Source organism: Desertivirga brevis (assembly GCF_017355835.1).
Map to the genome: position 1 here is coordinate 503,306 of NZ_JAFEWF010000005.1, position 21,794 is coordinate 525,099.

Sequence of the window (21,794 nt, forward strand, 5' to 3'; positions counted from 1 at the left end):
GGCCCTTTATCTATTAGTATTACTCAATAACTCACTTACTTTTGAACTTGCAGGAGGACCAAGGTAACTTTCTTTTAACCCTCCACTATCCAGGATGATCCTTTGTAAAACCACCCCAGGATCAATCCTCCAAAATTTAATTATATGCTTGCCTGGAGAGGTGAATTTATGTTTGAAGGTTTGCGGCCGAATATTATCAGCAACTGATCTTTCCCAACTGCCCATTCCCTCATTGGCGTGAATATTAATTATTTCAGGTTTACTATTATCTACCGAAATAGCATAGGTTAAACCTCCTTTATTAATAAAATCAAGCGAGGGGGACACGAGTATCTTCATCTTAACCGTTCCGGTGTCCTGCAAATTAATTTCGTACTGCAGATGGGCTGAACTTGAAGATAAGCTGACTGATGGTTGGGTAACCGGGACAGACATGATACCTGATTTTGTTCTTCCATATCCTGGTAGCACCTGCCAGGAAGCAGAGGGAATAGCCCTTGAAAACTGGTCTGCTTCCAGAGCTAAATACGAGGCTTTAGCAAGAAAATTAGGCTTGCCTTCTTCAGCTGCAGAAGCCTTATTTACCAGTGCATAGACTGTTACGTCTCGACCAGCTCCATTTATGGTCACACCCACTTTTTTTGATCCTGTAGGTACCTTGTTCCAATCAGCCTCCAGCCATATCCTTCGTTCGTCTCCGAGCTTTCCTGATAAGACATCGGCTTTAAGCCACTCTTCACTTGTTTTTACTGTAAAGTCAAAGCCTGCTGTACCTTTATTAAATACCTCGATATAACGACGCCTGTTGTTCACATCAAAACTTAACGTTACCTCCTCGCTGCCAGCGAGCTTTAACGAACCTTCAACGGCTACCCCCATCTCTGCTCTTCCATCTGGTACAAGCGTTTTAACCTCAGGCAAAACATCCACCTCTGGATCCCTCCATGAAACGTAACTAATATGTGTCTGATCCATCATATGGTTCCACTTTCCCCCAGCAAGCTCTTTGTTATAGCGATGAGATATTACCTTATCCCTTTCAAACAGCTGCTTTGCTTTTTCTGCGAGGCTATTTGTTGCAGAACGGCCTTGATTCGCGTACAGACGATTTTTCCCTACCGTATAGTACAGCTCATTCAAGTTTGCGCAGGCTAGAACCGGGTGTAAGACCAGTTGAAAAAAAGCGTCCCGGTAGTCTTCAGGGAGGTCCTTCTCTATCTTTTCTGCCCGTCTGGCCAAAGTATTATAATCTTGTACTACGCGTTCAAATTCCTGATAGTTTACAAGACTATAAGTATTAGGTGAAAGCAACTCGGGCTTTCTTCTTCCATTGTATTTCGTATACTCTGAAATAATATCAGCTATCTCTACAGCATGCTTAGCGCCGAACTGAGCAGCAGCCCATTTCTCCGTATATAATTGTAAACTCTTAGCCGGCCACTTTTCTGGCTCCCTTGCATAATCCAGAAAGAACTCGATTGGGAACTCCATCGGCTTGAGATCGCCTACATTTACAATCCATATCCGATCTGCCCCGTACTGGTGCGCCAGATGCATCTGCTCCCAAACTTTTGAGATAGGATTAGTATTTAGCCACTTGTAGTTTCTCGGTCCACCCACATAATCAAAGTGGTAATAGATCCCGTATCCACCGCTCCTCGGCTTATCCTTTAGTGAAGGCAGCTTTCTAATGTTTCCCCAATTATCGTCGCATAATAGTAATGTTACATCATCAGGTACACGCATGCCTTTATCGTAGTAGTCTTGCACCTCTTTATAAAGCGCCCATAGTTGCGGAACGTCCGAGGGGTTTTTGCCGGTAACGTCAGCGATGATCTGACGCTGGTCCTTTACTATTTTTTCTAGAAGTGCTATATTACTACCCTCGGTCATTGGTTCGTCGCCGTCCCCCCTCATTGCAATTGTAACAATGCTTTCCTTTGAACCCATATTTTTAATACCATCACCCCAGAACTCTTTTAGTACCGGAGCATTAGTTTGATAATTCCAATCACCTTTGCCGAAGCGTTTCCATTCCTGTTGTGATCGCACCATGGGCTCGTGGTGAGAGGTTCCCATAACTACTCCATACTCATCGGCAAGTACAGGATTTAATTTATCATCATCGTTGAAAGCATTTCCCCACATTGCTGGCCAGAGATAATTACCCTTTAACCTGAGAATAAGTTCAAAAACATGCTCGTAGAACTTATGATTTAAACCACCAAACTTCTCCCTGGCCCATCCTGTTAGAGCTGGCGCCTCGTCGTTCAAAAATATTCCCCGGTATTTGACTGCCGGTTCTTTAAGTATATGCCGGGCACCCGTCAAATAGATGTCTTTCCGTTTTGCAACCGGTACATCAGCCCACCAGTACCATGGGGAAACGCCGATTTGAGCCGAGACTGTATAAATACCATAGATAGTCCCCCTTTTATCGCTACCAGCTATTACCAGTGCCCGCTCTACTCCAGGAAAGGGATTATTTATGATCTGTGTTGTTGACGACTCCCATTTACCAACAACGCCGGCAACGTTTAGTCTTTTACTTTTAACTAGCTGATCAATAAGCGCATTATGGCCTATGGTGCCAGCAATTATAATAGTTTTAGAGCTCTTTTCGGGAGCGTTTGCCCAAGATGGCTCTGTTCCCGTAACCTTTTGAAGATCCTGGGCAAAACTTTTAAACGCTCTCATAACCCCCGGCCACTCATTTGTACTGCAAACAAGCGCTGGTACCTTTCCATCCGAGCTTAGAGGAAATCCCCCTGCAACTTTGCTAAAAGAGATGTAGACATCTGTTTCTACAGCTTTTACACTTCCTGCTATCATCAGCAGCCCAACAAGGATTGTCTTTCTTAACCTCAACATTACTTCTTCTTAAAATTCACCACTTCCCAATAAGCCTTTTTGGGTTTCAAATTCGTATCAAACAACAGTGGATAATTTTTCCTCCCCTGTACAGGATAAGTATCCAGCCAGGTATACCTGTCGGAAAGATTCCAAAATGTTACACTGGTGATCTTTTCCTTATTCTCCCTGAAAATATTGAAGACCTTTGAATATTGCTCAACCTGTTTATCTTCCAGCTCAGGAGTAAGAACATCTGACTCACCCGGTTTTCTTTCTCTTCGTTCTTTTTCCCATGGATAAACAGACATGTCTAATTCAGTTATTTGCACCTCTAATCCCAGTGAAGAAAACTTCTCAATGGTGTTTCTCAACTCGGTCTCTGATGGTTCATAAATAGACCAATGGGCTTGTAGTCCCACACCATGCACCGGCACTTTTGCGTCTACCAGTTTTTTCATCAGCCGGTACACCCGCTCCATTTTTTCCGGCCGCTCCGTATTGTAGTCATTATAGAATAACCTCGCTTTCGGATCGGCTTCATGGGCATATTCAAACGCTTTTGCTATAAAGTCTTCACCGCATATCTGATACCACTGAGAATTTCTCAGGAACTTGGTGCTATCATCATCTATAGCCTCATTTACAACATCCCACACATAAATCTTTCCTTCATAGCGTTTTACCACGCTGAAGATATGCTCCTTTAGTCGCTTTAGTAGCAATTCCCTGCTGGCAGTCTTCCCATCCGCATCTTTAAACATCCATGCTGCGGTCTGTTCATGCCAGCATAAATTGTGTCCCCTCACTTTTAGTCCATTATTATGAGCGAAATTGACAATAGAATCTGCGTCCCTCCAGGCGTACCTGTTTTCTGCAGGATGAATTACGCCCATCTTCATTGCATTCTCTGCCGTAAGGCTGTTAAAATGCTTTTTGATAAAGTCTGCTGTTTCCCCCGAGAGGTCTTTCGGACCGACAGCTACTCCAATTGGGAAATATGACCTATAATAATCCTTTAAGCCCTTATGGGAACTTGTAGAACTGCTCTTTTTGCTTGCACAGCTTGTAGCAATCAATGCAGCAATAGAAAACACTAATGAAATTTTGTTTCTGTACATCTGTACGGTGTGTGTTAATTTTCAATGGCTAGTCAAACCTACCGGTTGTCTATAATGCTTAGTTTTTGGCTTGAATCAGCTGTAAAAGTAGTTCTGGAAGTGTTCTGGCAGGTATTCTGATTGTTCTAAATCATAGCACAAATGTTTAAAATACATTTATAGGAGAAAATTGAACAAAAAGCGTTTGCTGAGCTAAAGGAAACATAAAAAAAAGACCTGGAGGTTTATACCGCCAAGTCTATCTTAAACACTTAAATTATTAAATATAAAAACTTATTTCATCCATTCTTCACTGGAAGGCTTACCTGTAAGTTGCATTGGATTAACCGTTTGTAGGAACTTCAATTCGTAAACAGGGCGTTCGAGCTCGTAGGGAACCGGGCGTTTACTAAACTGCTGGAAATATAACAAACAGCCATCCTTCCAGACCTCTGCATCACGAGCCTGAACCTTTAACCGGCTTTGAACGTGATGAAATCTTTCAGGATCAACGAATGCCTCCACTTTGTCCCAGGTTTTTTGAAAATCACGAACCTGTTGCACTCCGCGGTCATAATGATAGCATAATTCATCCCATAGCGTCCTGCCGTTCTTCATCTTGTAGTCCCAAGACACATGGTGAAACCAAAGCAGATATATTTCTGGACAAGTCTTTATGTCATTTAATTGAGATGCTAAAGGTTCAGCATATTGGGATACAGCATCACTTCCACTTTTGGTCCTGTTAAACCCAATGCCGCTACTACTTGCCTGGTGGTAGTAAGGGGGAGTCCAGTCTACCCTGACGTTTGCAGGAGCCCACCAGGGACCAGGTCCATAATGGTGATTTGCAGAAAAAATGTGATGTAATCCAAGGGGCATAGAATAATTTACGGCTGCTTCCCTGCTTTCGAGCATCATCTTCTTTATTGGATCCACAAACTTATCTTCCCAGTTATTGTCTCTGATAAGAGGTTGAAATGTAAGACGCAGCCATTCATTGGCAACCTTTTCGCTTTCCAAGCTATTATCCCAGGCCAAACGACCAAAGGCATACCAATTAGCCTGGGCAAAATGATGGCCAGTCCAATTTGAATCCAGCCCGACATTTGATACACCAGCTATAGCTGTATGCTTCTGGTTAAAGATACTACCGTCTGTACAACGTGCTACCGTACTTCCTTTACCTTTTTGGTAAGTATCACTTTTCAAACATTCCTCCCACATAGTGGATAGGAAAACCAGATGGTTAGAATGACCGAGATATTCTTGGGTAACCTGAAACTCTGGCATTACAGAAGTTTTCTCCATTGCACCAAATAAGGCGCTAAATGGTTCTCTCGGTTGAAAATCTATAGGACCATTTTTTACTTGTATAATAACATTGTCCCTGAATTGACCATCCAAAGGTTTAAATTCATTGTACGCTTGTCGCGCCCGATCCTTATCTGTTGAGCTATAAACAAAAGCCCGCCACATTACTATACCTTGATGAGGCTGAAGCACATCGGCTAACATGTTTGCTCCCTCGGCATGGGTACGACCAAAATCTTGCGGTCCGGGTTGGCCCTCGCTATTTGCCTTTACAAGAAACCCACCGAAGTCGGGTACGAGCTTGTAGATTTCACCGGCTTTGTTTTTCCACCACTTTACCACTTCAGGATTTAATGGGTCGGAAGTTTTTAGCCCACCCAAAATAGCAGGAGACGAAAAATTAACGGAAAGATAGGTTCGAACGCCGAATGGCCGCAAGGCGTCGGCAATGGCTTTTACGCGTTTTAAATTCTCCGAAGCAAGCATCCGCGGGGATGAGTTAACATTATTAAGAACGCTTCCGTTTATGCCAATAGACGCATTAGCACGAGCGTACTGACTCCACAATTCCAGGTCCTTCGGCGTTACAACGAGGTCTTTCTCTCCTCTCCAGAAGATTGATCTCCCTGCATATCCTCGCTCAATAGAACCGTTAAGGTTATCCCAATGGTTCAAAACCCTCCTGTCATAAGACGGATTAGAAACGATATTACCGACAGGCTGATGAAGTGTCTGACGGCGAAGAAGTTCAAAAACTCCATAAAGAATACCTCGTTCAGTGTTGGCATAAATACCGTCCTTGCCAAGTTTAAAACCATCTCCTTTTATAGATTTATCTTCAGAAATTGTAAGAGTGATTTTCGCTCCTTTCTTTCCCTGCCATCCACGTTGCAACTCTTCGATTGCATTGGAAAGAATTGGTGATTTTTTCTTACAAATTACCTCAACGGAGTTGCTTTGGACCTTTCGAAGCCATAGCTCTTGGCCGTTATCAGCAAAGGCAATATTACCCGAAGTAAGGAAAATGGAAAAACAGATTGCAGCTTTAGCTAGCAGGGGTTTTATTTTTAACATTATTGAATAAGCAAATTACCAAATATATTATTACTAGTTCTTGTATTAGCTTCATCAGGTTGACAGCCTCCAATGCTTAGGGACACTTTTCCTTTAAATTGAACGCTGGCTCCATCTTTAGAACCATCGATGTAAGACAGATCTTGCGGCGTTAAAGTGAAACGAACTAATTTGCTCTCTCCCGGTCGTAAATGGACACGTTGGAAGCCCTTTAAAGATTTCAAAGATGTTTTTACTTTGGGATCCTGATTTACTAAATATAACTGAGCAACCTCATCACCTGCTATTTTACCTGTATTTGTAACTCGCACTGAAAGAACAACGTTTTTTCCTTTTGCAACAGATTTCGGCATTACCAAGTGGTCATAACGGAAGGTGGTATAACTAAGGCCATAGCCAAAACCGTATAATGGTTTCCCGGTAAAATACCGGTAGGTACGGTTAGTCATGTCATAGTCAGTAAAAGAAGCCAGATCTGCATCACTTCGGTAAAAAGTGACAGGAAGCCTGCCTGCTGGATTATAATCACCAAAAATCACGTCGGCAATTGCCGTACCTGCTGCCTGCCCTCCATACCATGCATTAAGAATGGCCGGTACGTTATCAGATTCCCATGGAGTAGCAATTGCACTACCGGTCATCATAACAAAAACAACGGGTTTTCCTGTCGATTTTAGTGCTTTCATTAAATCAGTCTGAACTGCCGGAAGCATAATAGAGGTTCTGTCCCCACCATCAAAACCCGGATAATTAACCTTCATTTCCTCTCCTTCAAGCTGCGGTGAAATTCCACCTGCAAATACAAAAGCATCTGCATCTTTAAACTTGTTCACGAGTGCAGCAAAATCGGTCCTTTGGTAATTACCGGTGCTAAGTTTTACGTTTCCTTTTCCATCTCCCTGCCAGTATTCAAGTACAAGACGGTACACCGAATCTTTCTTTGTATCCAGCTTGTAGGTCCTTGCTCCCCAGCGATTGCGTGTCCATGCATTAATTACTTCTTTCCCATTAACCAGAAAACGATATCCATCATCTGCTTCAACTTCAAACATAAGCGATCCTGTAGCGGAGGCCTTGAAATTGCTGGTATAACGGGCCGAGAAATTATTGGCACGAAGGCCGTTGGAGATCATTTCGCCCTCTTGCCAGAAGTGATTCACCTGAGCCTCTTTTTTCACAAACAAAGGGTTGCCACTAAGCTCCTTGTTGTTAAAATATTCCGCTTTAAATCCCTGAGATCCTTCATTAGAATATTGCGAACTCAGGTCTTCATATACGAGCAAGGTATCATTTGTGAAGTTAACAGCTTTTTCATAAACCACTTCCGTTTTTTGCCCTACTTTCTCTTTAATTCCCTGAAGTACAGTAGACAATTGAGATGGAATACCATTGTAATTACCTAAAATAGATATTGAATTGTCGGCGTTAGGGCCCAGAACCACTATCTTCTTAAGGTCCTTCTTAAGTGGAAGCGTTTGATCTTGGTTACGAAGTAGAACAATAGATTGACGTGCCATATTCAAAGCATGTTCTTTGTGCTCGGCACGCTCCAAAACAGATGCTGGTGTTTGGGCATATTTTACAATGGATACCGGATCAAACATTCCTAGTCTGAAACGAATCATGTATAAACGCTTTACAGAAATATCGATCTGTTTTTCGGTGATCTTACCTTGTTTTACTGCTTGAACTAACGCTTTATAAGCATCTGTTCCACAGTCGATATCAGTTCCATGAAAAACAGCATCAGCAGAAGCGGATGCGGCATCGGGATGGGTTTTATGATTTTTAAAGAAATCGTCTATTGCCCAGCAATCTGAAGTAACATAACCGTCGAACTTCCATTGTTTCCTTAAAATATCAGTCATTAACAGATCACTAGCACAGCAGGGTTGGGTTCTGAAAGCGTTGTAGGCACACATTACTCCCGCTACTTTCGAATCCACTACCAGCTTGCGAAACGCAGGCAAGTAAGTATCCCAAAGGTCATAGGCACTAACATCAACATTGAACACGTGCCTAAGCGGTTCCGGGCCACTATGAACGGCGTAATGCTTTGCACAGGCTGCGGCCAAAAGGTATTTAGAGTCGTTACCTTGAAGGCCCCGAACAAAGGCATCGCCCAGAGAAGCAGTTAAAAAAGGATCCTCACCATACGTCTCCTGTCCCCGGCCCCATCTTGGATCCCTGAAAATATTGATGTTTGGAGTCCAGTAGGTCAATCCCAGGTAGCGTTCATTTGTACGACCTGTCTCAACTGCCTTGTTGTAAATTGCCCTTCCTTCCAACGCACTGTACCCGGCCATCTTGAAAAGCGAATTCGAATTAAAAGTGGCAGCCATTCCAATAGCCTGAGGGTAAACAGTCACCTTAAACGGTGTTCTGGCCACTCCATGCAATGTTTCATTCCACCAATCATACGCTGGTATCCCCAATCGAGGAATTGCCGGAGATGAATTAAGCATCTGAGACACCTTTTCCTCCAGTGTTAGCCGTGAAACCAGGTCATCCACGCGTTTTTCGAAAGATAAGTTATAATCGTTAAACGGATATTTCTTTTGCGCCAAGGCGGAAGTGAAAATGAATATCGGAACAAATAGCAGACGAAATATCCTCATAAATAAATAGATCAAATTCAGAAGTTTAAAGCTATAAATTATTTAGCTGCAGTAGTGTAAGGCTCGATAGTTTCTATTTTTCCATCCGGTGTGTACTTCAATTCAGTAACTTTCACATTTCTAAGATGGGTTTTACCTTTTGATAATTCTGTGTCATGATAAAATAGGTACCATTTGCCTTTAAATTCAAGAATAGAATGATGAGTGGTCCAACCAATAACTGGTTTCATAATTACACCCTGATAGGTGAAAGGACCGTACGGATTATCTCCCGTTGCATAGCAAAGTAAATGTGTATCTCCCGTAGAATATGAGAAATAGTATTTGCCATTATATTTATGCATCCACGATGCTTCAAAGAAACGGCGGTTGTGATCTCCTCCTAAAATTGGCTTTCCGTTTTCATCAATGATTACAACATCCCTTGGGTTTTCTGAAAATTCGAGCATATCCCCGTTAAGTTTTGCAACTTTAGCCGTTAGGGCAGGTTTATCGTCCTGATTCAGATCTGTAGCTGAACCATTCGGATCAAATTTGCCTGTCGCCCATTTTTGAAGTTGTCCACCCCAGATACCACCAAAATACATATAGCTTTGGCCATCGTTATCAGTGAAAACAGCAGGATCAATGCTAAAAGCATTTTTCATAGGCGCTGGTTGTGCCTTGAAAGGGCCTTGAGGTTTATCGCTTACCCCTACTCCTATCCTGAATACACCTTCTTTATCCCTTACAGGGAAGTACAGATAATACTTTCCATTTTTGTATGCGGCGTCGGGAGCCCAAAGCTGCTTACTAGCCCAAGGGATGTCACTCACTTTAAGGGCAACTCCGTGGTCTGTAACCTTACCTCCAACACTATCCATTGAGTAGATGTAGAAATCCTTCATGGCAAAATGATCCCCATTATCATTTTCAGGAATACCAGCATCGTAATCATGAGAAGGATATACATAGATCTTCCCCTCAAAAACATGCGCAGAGGGATCAGCGCTATAGCGTTGGTTAACCAGTGGTTTGGATATTGAGTTGCTGAAAGAATTGGTTTCGGCTGCCCCTTCCTGGCTTACAGTATCGTTGCTTTGCACGCCTTTCTTTTGTTGGGCACATGAGGAAGCAAATAAAATAACAGCGGATAACACAAGGGTTTCTAATTTCATATAGTCCTTCTTCTAATTAAGTTTTATAGTGGCAAAATGTTCAACTCATCCTATGTAAAACAGGAAGATTATAGATCCAGTTAATCTTTTGTCTTATATCCAAATGAATGGATAATTAAAGCAGGCACTGCTGCTTTTCGAGAGATCCGATCACCTGAGTCCAGAGGTCAGTTTTAACGGTTAATCTGGAAGTAAAATTAAGATGGGGAGAGCGGATGATATGGTACAATTGTTAAAACTTCTTATTCGAATGTTTAAATTAATCCATAAGACCTTCAATTTACTCATTATTCATACCAATCCTATAAATTGATAGGAAACTAATAGGTATTAAATTGCCTGGAAACTGCTTTTTGGGAAGGAAAAATTTAATAATTGCTAATAACAAGCAGACGCCAGTTTAAACATAATTGACATTTATTGGCACAATTCTGCCATTGCAAATACTTTAGGAAAGGGATATTTGAAATATCAAAAAAAGATCAACAGAGATGTTGATTCCTTATCAAGTCCCTCCTCAAATTTTATTGGTTATAAAAAATGGTTTATTTTAACTGCCCCTCAGTAGGGGCAGTTCTTTTTTAAGATTTAGGCCAGATCTTTTATTTTATTATTAATGTCTTTTAAATCGCAATCACGAGCCGCACGAAATACAACCTTCTTCCATGCTGCAACTAGCGCCTGCTTCAGTTATCTCCTCAATACCACTAACCTCACTTTTCTGTACTTCAGTAATCGGCGGAATAACCGGGTCCATATTTTTTCCTCCCTGCTTTTCTACCGTAAATTGCACGGCCTGACTAGCAGCTTGCGTTCTGAGGTAATACATTCCTGTTTTTAAACCTTTTTTCCAGGCGTAAAAGTGCATTGAGGTTAATTTTGCTGCAGATGGTTGATCTACAAAAAGATTTAAAGATTGAGATTGGCAGATGAAGGCACCTCTGTCTGCAGCCATGTCAATAAGACTGCGCTGTTTTATTTCCCATACCGTCTTATATAACTCCTTAATTTCTGAAGGAATCTCCTGGATATGCTGGATTGATCCATTTGCTGCTATAATAGTGTTCTTCATTGTATTGTTCCAAAGACCCAGTCGCACAAGGTCTTTTAGTAAATGCTTGTTAACAATGATAAACTCCCCACTCAACACCCGGCGAGTGTAAATATTAGAGGTATAGGGTTCAAAGCACTCGTTATTACCTAGTACCTGAGATGTGGAAGCAGTAGGCATTGGAGCAACCAGCAGGGAATTTCTTACACCATGTTTTTTTACTTCTTGGCGTAATGCCTCCCAATCATAACGATCTGAAGCTTCTACTCCCCATAGATCGAACTGGAACATACCTTTGGAAAGCGGAGAACCGCTGAATGTTTCGTAAGGCCCATTATCTTTTGCCAGGTCTTTACTTGCAGTCATTGCAGCAAAGTAAATAGTTTCAAAAATATCCCTATTTAATGCTCGTGCTAATTCGCTCTCAAAAGGAAGACGTAAAAGTATAAAGGTATCTGCTAAACCCTGCACCCCAAGTCCTATTGGCCTATGTCGCATATTAGAAGTTCGGGCCTCCTCAACCGGGTAATAATTGTGGTCGATAATACGGTTAAGATTTTTAGTTGCATGATAAGTTATCTCATATAACTTGTCGAAATCGAACTTACCGTTAACCACAAAACGAGGCAGGGCAATAGAAGCCAGGTTACAAACAGCAACTTCCTCTGGGCTAGTATACTCCATGATCTCGGTACAAAGGTTACTGCTTTTTATTGTCCCAAGGTTCTGTTGATTACTTTTACTGTTAGCAGCATCTTTATAAAGCAGATAAGGGGTACCTGTTTCAATTTGAGCTTGCAGTATGGCAAACCATAGCTCTTGTGCTTTAATCGTTTTTCTCGCGCGGCCCTCATTTTCATACTGTTGATATAGATCTTCAAATTTCTGCCCAAAGCATTCGTGCAAGCCGGGAGCCTCGTGTGGACAAAACAGACTCCAGTCTTCATTTGCCTCTACCCTTTTCATAAATAAGTCTGGTATCCATAAGGCATAGAAAAGATCACGCGCCCTTAGTTCCTCCTTACCGTGGTTCTTACGCAAGTCGAGAAACTCAAATACATCAGCATGCCAAGGTTCCAGGTAAATGGCAAAAGCACCTTTACGTTTACCTCCCCCCTGGTCAACATAACGGGCAGTGTCATTAAAAACTCTTAGCATTGGAATTATACCGTTACTAGTACCGTTTGTTCCGCCAATATAGGTTCCTGTTGCACGTACGTTATGAATTGCTAAGCCAATCCCACCAGCGCTTTGAGAAATTTTGGCTGTTTGTTTAAGAGTATCATATATCCCATCAATACTGTCATCCTTCATAGAAAGAAGAAAACAAGAAGACATCTGAGGCTTTGGCGTACCTGCATTAAATAAGGTAGGCGTTGCATGAGTAAACCAACGCTCGCTCATCAGGTGATAGGTTTTTAATGCACTTTCAATATCCTCTTTATGGATCCCTATCGCTACCCGCATATACATGTGCTGCGGTCGTTCGGCCACCACTCCGTCTATTCGCAGCAGATAAGACTTCTCCAGGGTTTTGAACCCAAAGTAATCGAATCCAAAATCGCGGTCATATATAATGGAGCTGTCCAGAAGTTCTGCATTTCGTTTAATGATCTCTATAACATCGTCTGCAATCAAAGGCATTCTTCTACCGGATAAAGCATCAGTATAATTATATAGCTTAACCATGGTATCAGTAAAGGACTTAGCAGTATTCTTATGAAGATTGCTTACTGCTATTCTGCTAGCCAAAAGTGCATAATCAGGGTGTTTAGTAGTAAGTGAGGCAGCTGTTTCAGCAGCGAGGTTGTCCAGTTCTGTAGTAGTGACACCGTCAAAGATCCCTTCTATTACTTTCTTAGCAACATCAATAGGATCTACCAGGGGACTTAAACTGTAGGATAATTTTTGAATACGGGCTGTTATTTTATCAAACTTTACGCTTTCTTTCCTGCCGTTTCGTTTTATTACTAACATTATTTTTTGTTTTAAGGTGAATGAATGAATGAATGAGAAGTTGCTGAATATTAGAAATCCTCGTCTAGTGAAAAGCTTTGGGTATCATTACCCGATAAAACTCCCGCTTTTTGATAATCACCAACTCGCTTCTCAAAAAAGTTCGTTTTCCCCTGCAGGGAGATCATCTCCATAAAATCAAAGGGATTCTGAGAGTTAAAGATCTTTTCATAGCCTAGTTCATTCAGCCAACGATCTGCAACAAACTCGATGTATTGCTTCATTAGTTTGGCATTCATTCCAATAAGGTCAACCGGAAGAGCTTCAGTGATAAATTCCTTCTCAATCAAAACTGCCTCATTAATAATTGCATGAACTTGTTCCTGAGAAAGTTTTTTATTCAGCATACCGTAAAGCAAACAAGCAAACTCGCAATGCAAACCCTCATCACGACTGATCAACTCATTACTAAAGGTAAGCCCTGGCATCAGTCCCCTTTTCTTTAACCAGAATATAGAACAGAAACTTCCACTGAAAAAAATACCTTCCACTGCAGCAAAAGCTACCAACCTCTCGGCAAAACTGCCGTTCTCAATCCATCGTAATGCCCATTCGGCTTTCTTTTTTACAGCTGGAACCGTATCCACAGCATGGAATAAATGGTCCTTTTCGCGAGGGTCCTTGATATAAGTATCAATTAAAAGAGCATAGGTTTCGGAATGTATGTTTTCCATCATTATTTGAAAACCATAAAAGCAGCGGGCTTCCGGAACCTGTACTTCACTCATGAAATTCACCGCAAGGTTTTCATTAACAATCCCATCACTTGCTGCAAAAAAGGCAAGTACGTGAGAAATAAAATGTCTTTCTCCCGGATTCAGGAGTTCCCAATCCTTTAAGTCCCCGCTAAGATCTATTTCTTCCGCGGTCCAAAAGCTTGCTTCGTGTTTCTTGTACATCTCCCAGATTCGGGGATAATTGATCGGGAGGATTACAAATCGATCTTTGTTTTCTTTTAATAATACTTCTTCCTGTTGCATAATTTTTTTGTTCTTGATACAAACAGGAATTGACAAAAGGCAGCTAACCCATGGCACTGGGTAGGGAGACTTTCGTCAAAACCTTATTCGTGAAAGTTTTGACAAGAACTACCCGGCAGGTATCTGGCTTACCGCTAATGCGGATCACAGTTGCACGTCAGCCCGTGAATAGAACACGGTTCCCTTTTAATCATCTGTCAACTACAGATGAACCTAAATAGTTATTGAATTAATTGGCCGTAAAGATATGCTTAAGCTAGCCCTAAAAGAAACTTAATTCTTAACAGATTGCCTTTTCTCAACAATCGCTCAATTTGAATTAATCCTAATAGCAGTTAAAAAAAATAAATGGGAGAATTTTAATCTGGGTTTTCGATTCCGAGCAACCAACTCTGAAGGTACCGGTTTTGCAAGTCCCTCTTTTCTGTAACAGCTCTTCCATAGGTTTTAAGGGGAAGATGAGTGCCATAGACAGTTTGCAAATGGACGTTCTCAATTGCCCCCTGATTTTGCAATATCATTATGGTTGCAAAGTCTTTATCTATATTTCCTTTCCCAGTTTGCAGTTGCACACTTTTTTCGGCACGCTCGATATTAAGTAGAATTTTTTCCCTGAATTCAGGAATAGCCAGTGTTCCCTGGTGAGTTTTTAGAAGCTTTTCAATTTCTTCGTTCTCTGCTTTGAGACCAGAAATTACCTCCCGAGCCACTGCTTGCATCCGGGCACTCCGGCCTGATTGTAATTCTTTATTTGCAATTGTGATCGAGATCTCATTAGACAATTGCATAATAGTAGCAAAATCACTATCGGGATCGGCAGTTAATACGGCAGCTCGAATTTTTTCCATCATCAACGCCTGAAGATTTAGCAGTTCACTCTCGGGAATTACCTGTTCTTTATTATTACAAGCCTGGTTTGCCACAAGCATAACCAACAAGAGAAATGCTTTTCCCACGTATTTCATATATTCCATCAAAGAGGTTTCTTCCGGTGTTGAATTCACTTTTACGGTGTTTTCCGCAAAGGGTTGTTGAAAATAGTTAAATATAAGAAGTTGACAAAGGAGAATTTACATTTCTAAGACTTTACCTAAGTGCTTATCCCTTCAGTTAGTTATTTAGGTATCAAAAACTTATTAAGCTCCAGCCAGTTCAATAAACGTTCAAACCATTGCTCTTTCTCAGCTTTATTATACATCCCGAAACCATGGCCTCCCTGTTGATACAGGTACATCTCAGCCTTAACTTTATTTTTGAGAGTATGCTCGTAGAACGATAAACTATTCTGAACAGGAACAGCTGCATCATCTTGAGCATGTATTAGAAAGACAGGAGGTGTTGTATTCCGTACTTGCTTCTCATTTGAAAACCGTTCCACCTGTTTAACGTCGGCGTCCTTCCCTATCAAATTTGTCTTTGAACCCATATGTGTATACTCCCCCATATTAATAACGGGATATATAAGGATCATAAAATCAGGCCTCAAGTTTACCTGCTTCTTGTTGTCGATATAGGAATGATCATAGTGAGTACCTAAAGTAGAGGCAAGATGTCCTCCTGCTGAAAAACCGATCACTCCAATTCTTCCTGTGTCTAATTGCCACTCAGACGCACGTTCCCGTATTATTTGTATTGCTCTTTGTGCATCCTGGATCGGCCCGATGGCCCGGTCTTTCATTATCCGGTCATCCGGCAATCTGTACTTAAGCAAAAAAGCAGTAACTCCCGATTCGACAAATTTTTTAGCTACGTCAATTCCTTCGTGATTATTTGCTATTCCAGAGTAGGCTCCTCCCGGAATAACGATAACAGCAGCACCGTTGGCTTTACCTGGCTCTGGAAAAAAAGGTGTAATTGTAGGTTTCGAAACTTTTGTTATCCAACCGTTTGCACCCGCATTTTCAACATAATCAGAAGGTATTGGTTTACTGTTTGGAATATCACGATACAATGGAATCGGTGCTTGACTAAATGCGCTGATAGTTGGATTTAGCATCGAGAGGACAAATATTGACTTAAGCAGGTACTTCATTACCAGGTATACTTTGGTTAGCGGGCTACACAAAAGTGTGAAGTTTAAAAATAGTGATTTCAACGAGAAATCGAGAATAAGATATAAAAAGAATGTTGGAGGCAAAAGTATAGGTTGATGAAACTTTCTTATTCCCTAAGTTTGTTTTCTGGTGATCGATAAATAGGAAGTATTTCGGTTATATGAAGCTGATAAATGAATAAAATTATGAAATTGATAATGGCTTAAAATAAAAAAACCGGACTGTTCGTCCGGTCTTTCGACTTATTAATGTAACGCTTATTACTGTTTTGCGTTGGTGGTATTATTGTATCCCCAAACCTTCTTCTTGTATTCCTCAATACCAGATTCTATTCTTAGGGCTTCCTTCTCTTGTTCTGTTAGATCTTTAGTATAGTCGACAATTCGCTGCCCGGTAGTGTTGGATTCGCGGATGATCTTGCTCGTAAATCTCCTTTGAAGGAAGATGTCGTCCATACTCATATCGAACATCCTTTTTTCAGGATTGGAGACGTCTTTTTTAACGAATACATTTCTACACTCTGGAAAGTGTAACCAGAAGACAGGCGTTTCGGCCGCTATTGTAGTATCTCCTGTTGAAAGCTTAACTAGCGGTGCAATTCCAATTATACGTGTTTCCACTTTTGCTCTTTGCTTATCAAAAAAGATATCCTCCTTAATCCTGAATTTTGTAATCTTCTCAGGGTTGAATTCATTCAGCTGCATTTTGGCATCGATCTGATTGCCTTTGTCATCGAAAACAGGAACCAAAACACTGTCAACAAGTTTAGCCATTGCTTGTTGAGGCGTTAAACGAAACTTGAACGAATCGTCAACTGGATCGTAAGCCGTAATTTGCCCTTTCTTTACTCCATCTAATATAGTTTCAATCAAGGTATTACCAGGGATTGCAAGAACTTGATTTTTAGGTTCTGCTACGTCAATATCCCTCCATAATCTTTTGTAAAAACGAACATTTACAGGATTTATATAAGGGTAGTTAAAGGGCGTTGCATTACCTAGAATAGTATAGTTATAGAAACCATCTACTGGTGCTGTGGAATCCTTTTTTGCTATTGCAACTGTACCGCTTGACATGGCTGAACCTGTTGCTAGTGCTGGCTGGATTAAAGCTGAATCTTGTTTTGTTGAAATAGCAGACGCAGTTAGATCGCCTTTAACCTGCGCCTGAGCGACTACTTCCAGTCCACTTGCCGTTAGCAAAATAGCTACTAATAAATTTTTCATGGTAAATTTTAAAGATGTGTGTGTGTTTATTTTTCTGCTTTTTGTGTACTCATAGGTGCTTCTGAGCGGGTATTACGAGTGGCCCTTCCATCAGATTGCTTTACAAGAGTTGCTTTACGGGTACGAACCTGGTCGCTTAGCAATTCAGGTGCTGGCATTACGCATCTGAAACCGATGTAAGAGTGGGCAACGTCCTGCATTTCATAACTGCGAGTATCTTTATTAAGCAACTCACCGTTATCTTTCCAAGATCCGCCTCTTACCACTTTACGTTTCATTACGTCAGCATCATTATCTGAAGCGTCATAAAGCAATACCGGATTCAAGTCGTGAACAAATTCAACAGCAGATGGGCTAAAGGCATCAAGCGTCCATTCCGCTACATTTCCAGAGGTATTAAATAATCCGAAAGCATTAGGACTGTATGATTTTACAGGAAGAGTAAACGTTGAACCATCCATCGTGTAGTTGCCTTCATCCTGCTTAAAGTTCACAAAAAGCTTTTCTTTTCCATCTTTTCCTTTTTTGCTGTTAGTTGTTGCTAAAGCCTGGGATCCTGCTCCTTCCTCAGGATTACGAAGACCAGAAGATGCATATTGCCATTGTGCCTCTGTAGGAAGATTGAACGTTAGCTGATACGCTTTTAAATAAGCATTTTTGTTCAAAGAATTGGCCGCTGATTTACCTCTCCAATCGGCAAACGACCTTGCCTGCTTCCAGGTAACTCCTACAACGGGATAATTATCATAAGATTTATGATCATAATAATTTGCAGACATGAATCCCATTTGCGAGTTAGGGAAATCTGCACTCCACACATTCGTTTTAGGTATCACTGGTATATTTTCAGTGATGAATTCATTAGCATTACTACCTCCACTTTTCTGATAGGTGAACGCATATTTTACAAGCTCTCCATTAAGTAAACGTTTTCCATTCTGCTCCAATACTATTGTTCCCACTATTTTTGACGAAATCTCCGGATCAGCGCTCTGCCATAAAGCGAACTTATCATGATTAACTTTGCTCCAATCTATTTGTCGGGCTACATATTCTCCCTTGTTCTTCTGATTCTTCTTGAAGTAACTTTCCTCTTTCAAATAATCAGTAATGATGATAGAATCAGCGACCCAATTTACGAACTCCCTGTATTGACGATTCGTAACTTCTGTTGCATCCACAAAAAATGGACTTAAACTTACTCTTTTAGTTAATCCATCATCTTCTGTAGAACTTTTGTACATGATGGTACCTGAAGGGACATAAACCATTCCCGGAGGTGGAATTATTCCTCTTCCTTTAAATCCGTACACTGTAGGTGCTTCATTACTGTTTTGAGCTGCGCAGGAACTTAACGCTGCGACTATAGCCAGAGAAGCTCCGGCTGCAAATGATTTTCTTAAACAATTTTTTTTCCAGGTGTGGGTAAAGCTATAAATAGATCTCATAGATATACTGTTAGGTAAATAAGATAGAATGTCATGATACTTTCAAGAATGGTGCCATTTTCAAAATAATAGGGGTTTTAGTTTGAAGATTTAAAAAATCGAAGACTAAATTTTAAAGGCTTATTAAGGGGAAAGGCCTAAAATTCAAAAATTTACAATACTGGCCCGGATAGGATTACCAATAGACAATTTAAAGGTACAATGAGATGTATTCAATTTTGGTCAGGAATAAGAGAAATTATTTGATTAGAACATTTTGAAGAAGATAAAATAATGTGGCTTAAAAATTGCGAGGAGAGAGAACTAATATTATTTTAATATTTCCAGGATGTTAACACAGGCTACTCCTTTTCAATTACGGGATTTAAAGTTCGATTACAGTTCTTCCTACAATTTTTCTTTTAGAGAACCTGTATTCAAGAGTATGCCGAATAATGAAAAACTTGACCGAAGCAATCGTTATGAAATGGTTCTATTTATAAATTCACTACAAATGCTTTGGTGCGATTTTACGGTGGAAGACTGCTGGAAGATCGAATATCTAATAAAACAGAAGTTGCCTAAGACTGTGGAAAAACAGTTGGAAATAGCCGATTGGCTTGTTTTAAATTGGAATGAGTTTAACGTTACTGAAATTGCAAAAGCTGTATAAGTTAGCTTTTGCAAATACAGAGTTTGTGAAAATTCAGACTAATGAAATACTAACACTTGTACTATAGCCATATAAAGAAGTGCGCTTATACTTAAAATTATTAAGTTAAAAAGTCGAGGATTTTTCTGAATAAAGGTAAATAACATAATAAAGTCCCGTTTCTAAGGTGCTACAAAAATACAAATTTTTCAATTCCTTCCTATTTTTTCTTCCAAGTCGGTAATAAAAAATATTTTTCTCTAACAATTTCCTATTCTTTTTGTTCTTTGGCTGAATTTAAAATTTCCATTATTTCTTTTTACTTTATTATACTTGCAATAATTAACTCTAAAAATAATTTAATTCGCCCATGCAACAATTAGAACCTTCTGTTTTAGAACGCGTTAACACGTGGCTTCAGGGAAACTACGATCCTGAAACCAAACAACAAATTCAAAAGCTGGTAGATGAGCAATCATTTACAGAATTAACTGATTCATTTTACAAAGATCTTGAGTTCGGGACTGGCGGTTTAAGAGGAATAATGGGCCCGGGATCTAACCGCATTAATAAATATACTATAGGCGCTGCAACTCAGGGATTGGCAAATTTTCTTAAGAATACCTACCCGGGAGAAAAAATTAAGGTGGCTATAGCTCATGATAGCCGTAATAATTCTGACTACTTTGCTAAAATTACAGCAGAAGTTTTTTCTGCAAATGATATTCACGTTTACTTTTTTAGTGAACTTCGTCCTACTCCTGAATTATCTTTTGCAGTGCGCCAACTAGGTTGTAAAAGCGGGGTAATGCTAACGGCTTCTCATAATCCTAAAGAATATAACGGTTATAAAGCATACGGCGCTGATGGAGGACAATTTGTTTCTCCTGATGACAAAAAAGTTATGGAAGAAGTTGCTAAGATAACTTCAGTAGACGATGTAAAGTTTACAGCTGTTGAGGCTAATATTGAATACCTGGGCGAAGAGATAGATGAGAAATATTTAAATTGTATAACCCAGCTTTCGGTTTCTCCTGATGCAATCCAGCGTCAAAAGGACCTTAAAATTGTCTTTTCCCCTATTCATGGTACAGGAATCACACTTGTGCCTAAAGCGTTGGAGAGATTTGGATTTACAAATGTTACTTTAGTAGAAGAGCAAATTAAACCTGATGGCAATTTCCCTACCGTAGTTTATCCTAATCCGGAAGAAAAAGAAGCGCTTACTTTAGCTCTTCAAAAAGGAAAAGAAATTGATGCTGACCTTATTTTAGCAACAGATCCTGATGCTGACCGTGTTGGAATTGCCGTTAAAAATAATGAAGGTGAGTTTATTTTGCTGAATGGCAATCAAACTGGAAGTTTATTAATTAACTACCTATTAACAGCTTGGGAGGAAAAAGGTAAACTAACCGGTAATGAGTATATCGTGAAAACGATAGTAACTTCTTACATAATAGATGCTATTGCAGCTTCAAAGAATGTTGAATGCTACAACACGCTAACCGGATTTAAGTATATTGGGGAGTTGATGACCAAGTTTGAAGGTAAAAAGACTTTTATTGGAGGAGGAGAAGAAAGTTACGGTTATCTGATAGGTGAATTTGTAAGGGATAAAGACGCTGTTGTTTCGGCTGCTTTTATCGCAGAGATGACTGCCTTCTACAAAGACAAAGGAAGTAGCTTATTTGAAGCTTTATTAGAAATGTATGAGAAATACGGATTCTATAAAGAGAAGCTGGTTTCTGTAACTAAAAAAGGTAAATCAGGTGCTGAGGAGATTAAAGCAATGATGGAGCGTTTCAGAAGTAACCCTCCAGCAAGCTTAGGTGGATCTAAAGTCGCAAAACTTAAAGATTACGAACTAAGAAAAGAGACCGATATCGCCTCAGGAGCAGTTTCAGAAATTGACCTTCCAAAGTCGGATGTACTTCAATTTGTTACCGAGGATGGAAGCATTATTTCTGCGCGTCCGTCAGGTACAGAGCCCAAAATCAAGTTCTACTGCAGTGTAAAGGGATCTTTGCCAAATGTAAGTGCCTACAAAACAGCAGATCAGGAACTAGAGCAAAAAGTTAATGCTATAATGAGCGATCTGGAAGTTTAATAATGTTTGTTTAGGTCGTGAGACCAAAGCTGAAAGGTCCGTTATTAATTGAGGTAATTCAACAAGTAACGGACCTTCCTTCCTTCCTTCCTTCCTTCCTTCCTTCCTTCCTTCCTTCCTTCCTTCCTTCCTTCCTTCCTTCCTTCCTTCCTTCCTTCCTTCCTTCCT

The 21,794-nt window shown here is 40.4% G+C and carries 13 protein-coding genes and 1 riboswitch; of the genes, 2 read left to right on the forward strand and 11 right to left on the reverse strand.

From position 1 onward, the window contains the following. Positions 1–6: 6 nt before the first annotated feature. From J4N25_RS15120 to porK, 11 genes are all read right to left on the reverse strand, one after another. On the reverse strand, positions 7–2,871 hold the full coding sequence (locus J4N25_RS15120; protein ID WP_207420506.1) for a glycosyl hydrolase 115 family protein: 2,865 nt from the start codon (positions 2,869–2,871) through the stop codon (positions 7–9). After that, positions 2,871–3,971: an endo-1,4-beta-xylanase gene (locus J4N25_RS15125; protein ID WP_207420507.1), complete on the reverse strand. Its 1,101-nt coding sequence runs from the start codon at positions 3,969–3,971 to the stop codon at positions 2,871–2,873. The genes J4N25_RS15120 and J4N25_RS15125 overlap by 1 nt, the downstream gene beginning before the upstream one ends. Before the next feature lie 273 nt (positions 3,972–4,244). After that, positions 4,245–6,338, reverse strand: a complete 2,094-nt coding sequence (locus tag J4N25_RS15130) for an alpha-glucuronidase (protein WP_207420508.1) — start codon at positions 6,336–6,338, stop codon at positions 4,245–4,247. Then, positions 6,338–8,956: a glycoside hydrolase family 3 C-terminal domain-containing protein gene (locus tag J4N25_RS15135; RefSeq protein ID WP_207420509.1), complete on the reverse strand. Its 2,619-nt coding sequence runs from the start codon at positions 8,954–8,956 to the stop codon at positions 6,338–6,340. Before J4N25_RS15135 ends, J4N25_RS15130 begins: the two co-directional genes overlap by 1 nt. A gap of 38 nt (positions 8,957–8,994) precedes the next feature. Next, on the reverse strand, positions 8,995–10,113 hold the full coding sequence (locus J4N25_RS15140; RefSeq protein WP_207420510.1) for a glycoside hydrolase family 43 protein: 1,119 nt from the start codon (positions 10,111–10,113) through the stop codon (positions 8,995–8,997). Between the two features lie 634 nt (positions 10,114–10,747). Next, a complete protein-coding gene (locus tag J4N25_RS15145; protein ID WP_207420511.1) occupies positions 10,748–13,141 on the reverse strand; it encodes a ribonucleoside-diphosphate reductase subunit alpha in 2,394 nt (797 codons plus the stop codon). A gap of 50 nt (positions 13,142–13,191) precedes the next feature. Next, entirely contained in the window at positions 13,192–14,160 is a 969-nt protein-coding gene (locus J4N25_RS15150) for a ribonucleoside-diphosphate reductase small subunit (RefSeq protein ID WP_207420512.1), read from the reverse strand. 97 nt (positions 14,161–14,257) lie between these two features. After that, a riboswitch (cobalamin riboswitch) is annotated at positions 14,258–14,393 on the reverse strand. A gap of 126 nt (positions 14,394–14,519) precedes the next feature. After that, positions 14,520–15,164, reverse strand: coding sequence for a hypothetical protein (locus J4N25_RS15155; RefSeq protein WP_207420513.1), 645 nt, complete (start codon positions 15,162–15,164; stop codon positions 14,520–14,522). Between the two features lie 110 nt (positions 15,165–15,274). Beyond that, positions 15,275–16,192: an alpha/beta hydrolase gene (locus tag J4N25_RS15160; RefSeq protein WP_207420514.1), complete on the reverse strand. Its 918-nt coding sequence runs from the start codon at positions 16,190–16,192 to the stop codon at positions 15,275–15,277. Between the two features lie 282 nt (positions 16,193–16,474). Further along, entirely contained in the window at positions 16,475–17,440 is a 966-nt protein-coding gene (gene porN / locus J4N25_RS15165; protein WP_207420515.1) for a type IX secretion system ring subunit PorN/GldN, read from the reverse strand. A gap of 26 nt (positions 17,441–17,466) precedes the next feature. Next, positions 17,467–18,888 carry a T9SS ring complex lipoprotein PorK/GldK gene (gene porK / locus J4N25_RS15170; protein WP_207420516.1) on the reverse strand — a complete coding sequence of 474 codons (1,422 nt, stop codon included), beginning with the start codon at positions 18,886–18,888 and terminating at the stop codon, positions 17,467–17,469. 328 nt (positions 18,889–19,216) lie between these two features. Between porK and J4N25_RS15175 the strand changes: the two genes are divergently transcribed. Together J4N25_RS15175 and J4N25_RS15180 are read left to right on the forward strand one after the other, a co-directional pair. Further along, entirely contained in the window at positions 19,217–19,540 is a 324-nt protein-coding gene (locus J4N25_RS15175) for a hypothetical protein (RefSeq protein ID WP_207420517.1), read from the forward strand. Positions 19,541–19,889: 349 nt separating this feature from the next. Beyond that, complete coding sequence (locus J4N25_RS15180; protein ID WP_207420518.1) at positions 19,890–21,626, forward strand: phospho-sugar mutase; 1,737 nt, start codon at positions 19,890–19,892, stop codon at positions 21,624–21,626. Positions 21,627–21,794: the final 168 nt, after the last annotated feature.